The 11,086-nt window shown below is 64.5% G+C and carries 7 protein-coding genes and 1 pseudogene; 5 read left to right on the forward strand and 3 right to left on the reverse strand.

From position 1 onward, the window contains the following. Positions 1-160: 160 nt before the first annotated feature. The 5 genes and pseudogenes from AB4Y36_RS40150 to AB4Y36_RS40170 all read left to right on the forward strand — a co-directional run bounded on the left by AB4Y36_RS40150 (position 161) and on the right by AB4Y36_RS40170 (position 7,269). A complete protein-coding gene (locus AB4Y36_RS40150; RefSeq protein WP_368685901.1) occupies positions 161-2,962 on the forward strand; it encodes a LuxR C-terminal-related transcriptional regulator in 2,802 nt (933 codons plus the stop codon). A gap of 147 nt (positions 2,963-3,109) precedes the next feature. Next, positions 3,110-4,129 (forward strand): IS110 family transposase, encoded by a 1,020-nt coding sequence (locus tag AB4Y36_RS40155; protein ID WP_368685902.1) that lies wholly within the window; start codon positions 3,110-3,112, stop codon positions 4,127-4,129. Between the two features lie 608 nt (positions 4,130-4,737). Further along, a pseudogene (locus tag AB4Y36_RS40160) lies at positions 4,738-4,878 on the forward strand (tyrosine-type recombinase/integrase); the annotation flags it as partial. A gap of 280 nt (positions 4,879-5,158) precedes the next feature. Continuing rightward, positions 5,159-5,845 carry a heavy metal response regulator transcription factor gene (locus AB4Y36_RS40165; RefSeq protein ID WP_368685906.1) on the forward strand — a complete coding sequence of 229 codons (687 nt, stop codon included), beginning with the start codon at positions 5,159-5,161 and terminating at the stop codon, positions 5,843-5,845. Positions 5,846-5,853: 8 nt separating this feature from the next. Further along, a complete protein-coding gene (locus AB4Y36_RS40170; RefSeq protein WP_368685907.1) occupies positions 5,854-7,269 on the forward strand; it encodes a heavy metal sensor histidine kinase in 1,416 nt (471 codons plus the stop codon). Here AB4Y36_RS40170 and AB4Y36_RS40175 read toward each other — a convergent pair. The 3 genes from AB4Y36_RS40175 to AB4Y36_RS40185 form a co-directional block, all read right to left on the reverse strand. Continuing rightward, a complete protein-coding gene (locus AB4Y36_RS40175) occupies positions 7,244-8,746 on the reverse strand; it encodes an efflux transporter outer membrane subunit (protein ID WP_368685903.1) in 1,503 nt (500 codons plus the stop codon). The genes AB4Y36_RS40170 and AB4Y36_RS40175 overlap by 26 nt on opposite strands. Positions 8,747-8,758: 12 nt before the next feature. Further along, on the reverse strand, positions 8,759-9,973 hold the full coding sequence (locus AB4Y36_RS40180; protein WP_368685904.1) for an efflux RND transporter periplasmic adaptor subunit: 1,215 nt from the start codon (positions 9,971-9,973) through the stop codon (positions 8,759-8,761). A 10-nt stretch (positions 9,974-9,983) separates the two neighbouring features. After that, positions 9,984-11,086: efflux RND transporter permease subunit (locus tag AB4Y36_RS40185; RefSeq protein WP_368685905.1), on the reverse strand; the 1,103-nt coding region annotated here is incomplete at its 5' end.

Here is an 11,086-nt window from a genome sequence, read left to right on the forward strand (position 1 = left end):
GAGGGGGGGCGGGGGGGGGGCAGTGGCGCGCACCGAAAGACGGTGCCGCCGCGCAGCGAGGAGGGGGAAACCCTTGGTCACAACCAGAAGGGCGATGCGTAGCATACGCCTCGCCAACACTTGAACGAAATCGACACGCGTGGGAGCACAAAGAGACACTGTGGATCTGACCTGGAGCGTGGCCCTGGTCCAGACCAAGATGACGCCGCCGCGATTGCTGCCCGGCATCGTGCGTCGCTCGGCGCTGCTCGAACGGTTGGGCGAGCCGTGTGATCGGGGGTTGACTGTTGTCATCGCACCGGCGGGTTCTGGCAAGACGACGTTGCTTGCCGACTGGAGCGAGACGCTGCGTGCAAGAGAGCACCTCGTGGCCTGGCTGAGCCTTGACGAGGAGGACGACGATCCGCAGCAGTTTGCCGCCTATCTGGTGGGTGCGCTGTGCAGCACCTGTGAAGACATCGGACAGCAAGCGCAGCAGCTGTTGCGCAACGATCTGATGGCGCCAGGAAAAACCATCGTCTCCGTACTGCTCAACGAAATTGCCGCTTGCGGCCGTCAGGTCTTTCTTGTGCTGGACGACTTCGACCGTTCGCCCTCCAGACTTATTCGTGCGATGGTGTCGCGACTGGTGCGCTACGCGCCGCAGAACTTTCACTTGCTGCTGGGCGTACGCGGCGAGCCTGATCTCGCGCTCAGTCAATTGCACACCCAGGGCAAACTGCTGCGCATCGATGCGGACGATCTGCGGTTCTCCGTCGACGACGCCCAGACGTTCTTCCGCCAGGCAGGCGGGGTGTCGCTCGACCGTCCCAGCGTCGAGTTGTTGAATGAAGCGACGGAAGGGTGGGCGGCAGGCTTGCAGCTTGCCTCGCTCGCATTACGCGACACGGCCGATGCGGCGCAGGTCGCTCGCACGCTTTCGGGAACGCGTCTGGGTATCGACCGCTATCTGGACGACACGGTCCTGGCGCGGCTGCCGGCGCCGATGCTGAAGTTCCTGCTGTATACGTCGATTCTCGATCGGCTTGGTGCGGGCGTCTGCGATGCCGTGATGGGCGAAGGCGCACGCAGCTGGGAGAAGCTCGACTGGCTGGAACGGCACAACGTATTCACCCGGCCACTCGACGAGGAACGGCAGTGGTTTCGGTATCATTCGCTGCTCTTAGACGCGCTGCGTCGTCGCATAGCGCGCCAATGTCCAGCGCTATTGCCTGGCCTGCATCGGCGCGCGAGCCGTTGGTTTGCCGAGGCGCGGCTGTGGCCCGAGGCAATCAGGCACGCGCTCGCGGCTGGCGAGATGGAGCTCGCGGCGCTTTGGATCGAAAACTGCGCAACGGTGATGGTGAATCGCAGCGACGTCCGCACGCTGTCGGGCTGGATCGCGAAGCTGCCGCCCGAGCTCGTGCACGAGCGGCTGCGGCTGCGTCTAACGAAAGCGTGGGCGCTCGCGCTCTCGTTGCAAACCGCCGAGGCGGCGCGAGAGGTGACGGCCCTCGAAGCTCAGATCGCGCAACGGCGTGCGGCCGGAGCGCTTGCCGATGCCGCGTTGCCCGCAGAGGTCAACGCGCTCGGTGCGATCATCGCTGGTCTCGACGACGACAGTTCGCGCGCGCTTGTGCTTGTCAAAGAGGCGGCGGCATCCCCGCTGCCAAACCTGCCGTGGGTGAGCCGATTTACCGAAACGGCGCAAATATTTGGTTTGCTATCCGAAGGAAAATTTGACGAAGTGCGGCGGATTCAGACATCGATGCCGACAGGCGGCGACGCGAATCAGGTGCCGCTCTACGCCGACGTGTACCGGGAAAGCATGTTTGGACTCGCTGAGCTCGTTCAAGGCAGGTTGCAGGACGCCTTGCGGATTCTCGAGGCGGCGCTTGCGCGGGCCGAAAGTGCACTCGGCTGCGATTCGGCGGCCGCCGCGCTTCCCGCGGGCTATCTGGCATCGATCTATTACGAGCGCGACGATCTCACGCGCACTGAGAAGATGGTATCGGGCCGCACCGCCATCGCGATGGAAACCTGCCCACTGGGTTCGCTGCTGCGTTACACGTGTTCCGCTGCGCGGCTCTACGCGCGCGGCGGCGACGTCGGATCGGCGCACGCGGTACTCGAGGACGCGCGGCAGGTAGCGGCCGCACGGCAATGGCTGCGTTTGCGGGTGGGGTGCGATGCCGAGGCGGTGCGCTTGTATCTCGGCCAGGGGAGGCTTGCTCAGGCGAGGCAGACAGCTGAGACGCTGCGCCTTGCCATGCCGCCGGAACGCTCGCCCCGCACGGGCAACTTAATAGAAATATGGGCCAGCCACTCGATGATGCGCGCGCGCCTCCTGCTTGCGCATGGGCATGCGGGTGACGCTGTGACGCTGCTCGAAACGCTGCGTGGCGAGGTGACCGACTCAGGCAGATGGTATCTCGACGCGCTCATCTCGATCCTCCTGACGCTCGCCTTTGAACAGCAGGGAGAGCGAGTGCGCGCGTTTGACGCGCTTGAGCACGCGCTGGGGATTGCGCAGTCCACCGGCATGATTAACGGGTTGGTGGATGAAGGCGCGCCGCTGCGTGCGATATTGGAGCGATGGCGGGGCACGGCGGCCAACGTTGCATCGTTCGATCCGACGTACCTCGACCGACTATTCTCCGCATTCGATACCAATCACCGGAGTGAGGGCGATACGCCGCGTGTCCCGTCGGATCTGCTCAGCGCGCGCGAAATCGAGATCCTCGATCATATTGCCCGCGGCTTGTCGAACAAGGAGATCGGCCGGGCGCTGCGCGTTGCGCCCGAAACAGTAAAGTGGCATCTGAAGAACATTTTCGAAAAACTCAATGTGAGCTCCCGGCTGGAAGCCGCGCAGAGCGGTCTGGGCTTGTCGCGCGCGCCTCGCCCGGAAACATCTGCGCGAGCCAGTCTAATGGGCATCCCTACCGCGATTGAACCAACGCCTGAGATCACTCGCCTCTAAGAAGCACGTATCGGATTTGAATGATATGAACGCCCCCACCTAATCGCAGGCTTCGCGCGATCGGCTCGATGCTGGCAGCAAAAAGCCATCGCTCTGGGATTCAGGCTGATCATACTGGTTCACTCAGCGAACCGAAGGAGATCTGTCATGGCGCATACGATTGTAGGCGTGGACATTGCAAAAAACGTGATGCAGGTCCACTGGGTGGACCCGGACACCGGTGAGGTCGTGAACCGGTCGGTCAAGAGGGCGGCGTTTCTTCAGTACTTTGCGAATCGGCAGCCGTGCCTCGTCGGGATGGAGTCATGCGGCGGATCACAGCACTGGGCTCGGCGGTTGATTGAAATGGGGCACCAGGTCAAGTTGATGCCGGGGAAGTTCGTCAAGGCTTTCAACATCCGTAATAAGAACGATGCTGCCGACGCGCGTGCGATCTGGATGGCCACCCAGGTGGACTGCAAGGCAGTTGCCGTAAAAACCGAAGCCCAGCAGGCCGTGCTTGCCCTGCATCGTATGCGTCAGCAACTCGTGAAATTCCGCACGATGCAGATCAACAGTCTTCGCGGGCTGTTGAGCGAGTATGGTGAAGTGATGGGATGCGGTAGGGCAGCGCTCGACAAGGCAATAATCGAGATTCTGGAAAGGTTGTCAGGACGCCTCCCCGCAATGTTGATCGACACGCTGAGAGAGCAGTGGAGAGGTCTGGATGCGATCGACAAGCAGATCGGTCAGATCGAGCGGCGGCTTCGGGAATGGATGAAGAACGATCAAGCAGCCAAGGCAATCGCGGCAATCCCAGGTGTGGGGTTGCTCACCTCGACGGCTGCAGTAGCAACGATGGGGCACGCTGAAGCATTCAAATCCGGCCGCGAGTTTGCCGCATGGTTGGGGCTCGTGCCGGGACAGACTGGCTCCGGTGGAACCGTCAGGCTAGGAGGAATCAGTAAGCGCGGCGACACGTATCTCAGGACTTTGCTGGTACATGGAGCGCGCAGCATTATCTATAAGGCCAAAGAGCCGGGGCAATGGGTTACGCAGATGAAGCAACGGCGACCGTTGAATGTAGTAATCGTGGCGATGGCCAACAAGCTCGCTCGAATAATCTGGGCGGTCCTGGCCCATCAACAGCCATACCGTGCAAATCACGCGTGCAAGAGACCGTCATGATTCGATCACGGTGTCTACTGGCTTCTCTTTAAAGGGGTGGAACGTCAAAAGTTGCGGCGGCATTCGAGTGTGATGACAGATCGGGTAGGACCCGGGACTCACCAAGCCTGAATTTATGTTTGAGCTTCTTAAGCTCGTGATTTGAATGAGGCGTGAGTCCGCGGATTTCATAGTGGCCCGCAGCGAAGTTGAAGCTGCACTGAGAGGCCGGATGTAGACGTGCAGCCCATCCCATTCGTCAAAACCTCGAACACCTGGCGCAAACGGGGGCGTTCATGTAAACATAAATATAGTGATCGCTTTTTGGTTTGTAGTCCTATATTTGTGGATCGAAGCGGAGATGACGTCGCTAGGCGATCTGGCCTCAAGGTCGATTGCGCTTGTGAAAGCAGTGGTCGTGAGTGTTAAATTTGCGAGCGCTGTTGGCGAATAAAGGGGTGGATCAACGCTTTTTTAAGCGGTCATGTGTCAAAGCGACAGCAAATGCCTGTCTTTGCTGTCATTACGGGGTGTGGGAGGCGGATTTCGCGGCTCAAAACGACAAGAATCGCTTGGAAAACAGCGACATTAATTGGTGAACTCTACAAAAACACCGTATGCTGATCGCAGCCTATGCCGCCGGCCTGCGCATCTCTGAAGCCACGCGGCTGAAGGTTGGCGATATCGATAGCCAGCGCATTATGCTGCGCGTCGAACAGGGCAAGGGGCGCGTCGACCGCTATGTGATGCTCTCGCCACGGCTGCTTGAGGGTCCTGCGCAGCTAATTATCGAACTGATCGTGGCGATGCTTGACTATGCTGCGGTCATGAAGCTATGGCGGTACTACTGGACTAAGGCGAAGAAAGGCGGCAACTAGATTGCGATTCGCACAAGATCAAACGCCCCGCATGGCGGCGCGCTTTCATTTGTAGGTCTGGAAAGGAAAGACGACCGTTCCGCTCGGGTATGCGAAGTACGCCAGTGGCCACGCGCACATGGCCAGCAAGCGCATACAATTAAGCCGGATACACTCTGTGAGTAGAACGGCGATGCGCATTCTTGTGATCGAAGACGAGCCGAAAACCGGCGCCTATCTGAAGAAGGGCTTCGAGGAATCCGGCTACGCGGTGGACGTCGCCGCGGACGGCGCGAAAGGCCTGATCCTCGCGAAAAAAGCGGCGTACGACGTGATCGTGCTCGACGTGATGCTGCCTGCCATGGACGGCTGGACAGTGCTCAAGACGCTGCGCGCCACGCACACCACGCCGGTGCTTTTCCTTACCGCGCGCGACGATATCAGCGACCGCGTGAAGGGCCTCGAACTGGGCGCGGACGACTACCTGGTCAAGCCGTTCGCCTTCGTCGAACTGCTCGCGCGCGTGCGCACGCTGGCCCGCCGCGGCCCCCCGCGCGAGAGCGACGTGCTGCTGCTCGGCGACCTCGAAGTGGACGTCACGCGCCGGCGCGTGAAACGCGGCGCCACACGCATCGACCTCACGCCGAAGGAGTTCTCGCTGCTGCAACTGCTCGTGCGCCGCCAGGGTGAAGTGCTCACGCGCACGCAGATCGCCTCGTACGTATGGGACATGAACTTCGACAGCGACACCAACGTCGTGGAAGTCGCCATTCGCCGCCTGCGCGCCAAGGTCGACGACGCGTTCGACGTCAAGCTGATCCATACGGTGCGCGGAGTGGGCTACGTCGCCGAGATTGCAGACAATAAGGGGCACGCCTGATGCCGCGGGTGGCCGTTCGCTCGCTCGCTACTGGCCTCGCGCTCAGTTTCGCCGGCACGACGCTTGCGGTGTTCGCGCTCGTGGGCAGCACGCTTTATTTCACGCTCGACCGCGAAGTGAAGCAGCAGGACGACCTCGATATCGTGCTGATTTCGCGTCACACGCGCCGCCTCGCGCGGGAGCTGCACAACGAGCACGACGTGCGCGAGCATGCGGAGCGCCTCACGAGCCAGGTGCTCGGCAATCCCGCGCTTTCCATGGAAATACTCAGCGCCGGCGGTGCGCAACTGGTCGAGCACAACACGGCAGGCGTTGCCGACGCGGGCTTTCCGCAGGCTGCGCTCGCCCGGCGCCTCGCCTCGTCGCAACGCATCACCGAAGGGGACGTGGTGGAGTGGCGCAACGCGCGTGGCGTGCCCGTGCGCGGACTCGCTACCGACGCCGCGCTGGCCGACGGCACGCCTGTCACGATCGTCATCGCGCGTGACATGACCGATCGCTGGCAGCTGCTCGATCACTATCGCGAGCGGCTCTACGGGTTCGGCCTGGCAGGCATGCTGCTGGCGTTCCTCATGAGCTGGCTGCTCGTGCGCGAGTCGCTGCGTCCGCTGCGCGAGATGGCGGCGCGTGCGGCCACGGTCACGGTGGACCGGCTCGACACGCCCATCGAAGTCGAACGCGCGCCGAGCGAGCTCGAGGCGCTCACGAAATCGCTCAACGCCATGCTCGACCGTTTGCACGGGGGCTTCGAGCGGATGTCGCAATATACGGCGGATCTCGCGCATGACATGCGCACGCCGCTCGGCAACCTGCGCGGCGCGAACGAAGTGGCGCTCGCGCGCGAGCGCACCACGGCCGAATACGAGGCGTTGCTCGAATCGAATCTGGAGGAATGCGAACGGCTTTCGCGCATGATCGAAAGCGTGATCTTTCTCGCGCGCGCGGAGCACCCGCAGTTCATGACGACGCTCGCGGAGTTCGACGTGCACGACGCGCTCACGCAGATTGCCGACTACTTCGAAGGTCTTGCCGACGAGGCGGGCGTGCAGATCCGCGTGGGGGGCGAGGGCCGCCTGCGCGCGGACAAGGAGTTGTTCAGGCGCGCCGTGGGCAACCTGCTCGCCAATGCGCTGCGCTATACGCCGCGCGGCGGAGAAATCACGATGAGCGTGCAGGAGACGCCAACGGCCGTCGAAGTCACGGTGGCCAATCCCGGCACGCCGATCGACGCCGCGCTGCTGGAGCGCATTTTCGACCGCTTCTATCGCGCGGATGCCTCGCGCCATCGCGAGGCGCGTGCGGGTGCTTCGGCGGGGCTCGGGCTCGCGATCGTGCGCTCGATCATGACATTGCACGGCGGCTCGGCGCGCGCCGAAAGCGACGCGGCGGCCACGCGCTTCATCCTGACGTTCGCGCGCCCTTGACGCCTGGTTCGCCCGGTGCGCTCAGGTCGCTCAGCGCCGCCCGGTCCCACCCGCCGCCGAGCGCCTCCAGCAGATGCACGCTCGCATCGAGCCTCCTTGCCGCGATCTGCTCCTCGTTGCGTTCGTTCGAGAGCGCGATGGTCTGCGCCGTCACGACGTCGAGATAGTTCACCGCGCCCGCCTGGTAGCGGTTGGTGGTGAGCCTGAGCGAGAGTTGCGCGGCGGCGGTGGCGCGCTGCTGGCTTTGCGCTTCGCTCGCTAGCGTGTCGAGCGCGCTCAGGTTGTCTTCGACTTGCTGGAACGCCGTCAGCACGGTTTGCCGGTAGCCGGCTACTGCCGCATCGTATTGTGCGTTCGCGCCTTTGAGCGTGGCGTCGCGCCGGCCGCCGTCGAAGAGTGTGCCCGCCACTTGCGAGCCGAGCGACCAGAAGAGGCTGGGGGCGCTCAGCCACGGCGCGAAGAACGTGCTTTCGAAGCCCGCCGTCGCGGAGAGCGTGAGGTCGGGATAGAAGGCCGCGCGCGCCTCGCCGATCCCGGCATTGGCCGCCGCCACGCGCCGCTCCGCGGCCGCGATGTCGGGACGCCGTTCGAGTAGCGCGGAGGGCACCCCTGCGGGAATCGACGGCACGGCGGCGGGATCGACACGCGGCGGCAGACTGAACGTCGAAGCGGGCACGCCGATCAGCGTGGCGATGGCGTGCTGAAGCTGCGCGCGCTGCACGTCGATGTCGCTATTCGCCGTGCGCGCGCTCTCGAGCTGGGTCTGTGCCTGGGCGACGGCGGAGGCGTCGATCGCGCCGTCGGCGAGCTGCTGCTGCACGATGCGCAGCGCGGCCGTGTAGGCGCTCACGGTGTCGTCGAGCAGCTTCTTCTGGCGATCGAGCGAGCGCAAATCGAAGTAAGCCGTAGCAAGCTGGCTCGCAACCGAAAGGCGCACCGATTCGAGGTCGGCTTGCGTGGCCTGGGCGTTGGCGTGCGCCTGGGTGGTCGCGTCCTTCACGCGCCCGAACAGGTCGGGTTCCCAGCTTGCCGTGAGGCCCGTCGAGTAGTCGGGAATCGTCTTGCCCGCAAGCGAATGGTCCACGAGATTCTGCGAGGTCCGGTAACGCTGCGCCGCCACACCAGCCGTGACGGTCGGCGCATAGCCCGCGCGCTGATAGTCGATCATCGCGCGCGCGGCTTCGAGATTGGCGACGGCCTGGCGCACGGTCTGGTTCGACACGTCCACGCGGGCTTCGAGCTGGTCGAGGTCGTCGTCGCCGAAGAGCGCCCACCATGGGCCGCGCGTTTGGGCGTCGGCGGGCGCGGCGACGGTCCAGCCGGGTGCCGCTGCGGGTTGCGTTGTTTGTGTCGCGAAGTGCGCAGGCACGTCCGCCGAGGGCACGCTGTAGTGCGGCAACGTGGTGCACGCCGCGAGCGATGCTGCGGTGAAGGCGACGACGATCCGGCGCAGCGCAGGGAGAGGGCGTTCGAACATGATGAGCCTCGCTTACGCTTTCGCTTGCGCAGCCGTCGAGGCTGCCGCCACGCGCACGCTCTGGCCGCTCGCAATGGCGTCGCCGGGATTGTTGATGACGCGATCGGTCGGCGCGAGTCCGGTGGCGATTTCCACATGGGTGCCGAAGTCGCGGCCGATGGTCACCTTGCGCAATTGCACCATGCTCTTTGCATCCACCACCGCGACGGTCACGCCGTCCGGGCGGAACAGCAGCGCGCTCACGGGCAGTTCGAGCGCCGGCGCGGCCGCCGTGAGCGCGAGGTGCACCTGCGCGTAGGCGCCGGGCATCAGCGCGCCGTCGTGATTGTCCACATCGACTTCCACATGCAACGTGCGGCTCACGGGATCGATCACGTTCGAACTGCGCGCCACGCTGGCTTCGAAGCGGCGGCTTGGATATTGCTGCGTCGTCAACCAGACTGCCGTGCCTGGCGTGACGAGGCTCGCGTCGTCCTGAGGCACGTCCACGTACACGCGCAGCCGGTCGGTCTGCGAGAGATGGAACAGCTCGCCTGGCATCGTGGCGAGGCCGGGCGTGCCGCCCGCGGTGACGAGCGCGCCCACCTGCACGTTGCGCGCCGTAATGACGCCATCGAAAGGCGCCGTCACCTTCTGGTAGGAAACCAGCTCCTGCAGTCGCGCCACGTTGGCCTGCGCCGCCTGGAGCGTGGCCAGTTTCGCGGCGGCGTCGCTCGTTTTCGCCTGGGCGTCCTGCTCGGAGACCGATTGCGTCTGCAGCATCGTTTGCCAGCGCTGCGCCGTGCTGCTGGCGAAGCGATAGTTGGCCTGTGCGGTGGCTTCGTCGGCGCGCGCCTGCTGGAGTTGCGCGTCGAGCTCGGGCGTGTCGATCTGCGCGAGCGTCTGACCTGCCTTCACGTGCGCGCCGATATCCGTGTACCAGTGCTGCACGTACCCGCTCGTGCGCGCGTAGATCGACGCGTCCGCCCAGGACATCACCGAGCCGGGCAGCAACAGGTCCTGCGTGACGGGTGCGCGCGTGGGCGTGAGGGTGGAGACGATCAGCGCGCGCTGCGCCGCGACCTGCCGGGCGTGCGCCGTGCGCGCCGGGAGGCGCGGCACAATGCCCGCCGTGAGGAGCGCCGCGGCGATGGCGAGGCAGGTCAGGCCGACGACGACAGCCGAGCGACCTCGCGTTGCGGTTCGCGCCGCGGCATCGCGTTCTTCGTGCGGTGTCTGCGATTTCATTATGGAATCCTTATTCAACGTGAGTGGTTGTATCGGCTTGCGCATCGTTGCTGGCATCGCGCGCGGCGCGGCGTTGCGCGAGCCAGCCATGCACCATGCCGAACACGACCGGCACGAACACGAGCGTGGAAAGCGTGCCGACCGCGAGGCCGCCGATCACGGCGCGCCCGAGCGGCGCGTTCTGTTCGCCGCCATCACCGAGACCCAGCGCCATCGGCAACATGCCGATCAGCATCGCGAGCGCCGTCATGAGCACTGGGCGAAAGCGGTTGAAGCCCGCATCGAGCGCGGCGGCGAGCGGCTCCATGCCCGCGGCGAGCGACTCGCGCGCGGTGTTGATGACGAGAATGCTGTTGGCCGTGGCGATGCCCATGCAGAGGATCGTGCCCGTGAGCGCCGGCACGCTCAGCGTGGTCTGCGTGACGAACAGCATCCACGCGATCCCGGCGAGCGAGGCCGGCAGACCGCTCACGATGATGAGCGGATCGAGCCACGACTGGAAGTTCACGACCATCAGCAGGTAGACGAGCGCGATGGCGAACACCAGGCCCGCCGCAAGGCCGCTGAACGAGGCGTTCATCGACTGCACCTGGCCGCGCATCACGATCGACGAGCCCGGCGGCAGTTGCGCGCGCGCGGCGTCCACGAGGCGGTTCACGTCGGAGGCGACGCCGCCCAGGTCGCGTCCCTGTGTCGACGCGAAGATGTCGAGCACGGGCTGCACGTTGTAGTGCGAGACCACGGCTTCCTGCGAGCTGCGCGAGACCGTGCCGAGCGTGCCAAGCTGGTTCTGCGGCGTGAACGTGACCGATTGCGACGTCGTCAGCGGAATATTGGCGAGTGTTTGCAGCGAATGAATGTCGTATTGCGGCACCTCGGTCACGAGCGGGTAGCTCACGCCGTTCTTCGGATCGAGCCAGAAGTTGGGCGTGGTTTGCGAGCTGCCCGAGAGCGCGATGAGCAGGTTCTGCGCCACGTCGTGCTGTGTGAGGCCCGCTTGCAGGGCCTTCGTGCGATCTACGTCGACGTTGATGGTGGGCTCGTCCCCGGGCTGCTGGATGCGCGCGTCGACGAGGCCGCGCACGCCACGCATCTGGTCGAGCAGATGATTCG

This window comes from Paraburkholderia sp. BR10936 (assembly GCF_040965735.1).
In the GTDB taxonomy this organism is placed as follows: Bacteria; Pseudomonadota; Gammaproteobacteria; order Burkholderiales; family Burkholderiaceae; genus Paraburkholderia; species Paraburkholderia nodosa_A.

Coding starts and splice junctions, on each gene's coding strand:
- AB4Y36_RS40175 (WP_368685903.1), bottom strand. CDS start 8,746: ATGTTCGAACGCCCTCTCCCTGCGCTGCGCCGGATCGTCGTCGCCTTC.
- AB4Y36_RS40155 (WP_368685902.1), top strand. CDS start 3,110: ATGGCGCATACGATTGTAGGCGTGGACATTGCAAAAAACGTGATGCAG.
- AB4Y36_RS40165 (WP_368685906.1), top strand. CDS start 5,159: ATGCGCATTCTTGTGATCGAAGACGAGCCGAAAACCGGCGCCTATCTG.
- AB4Y36_RS40180 (WP_368685904.1), bottom strand. CDS start 9,973: ATGAAATCGCAGACACCGCACGAAGAACGCGATGCCGCGGCGCGAACC.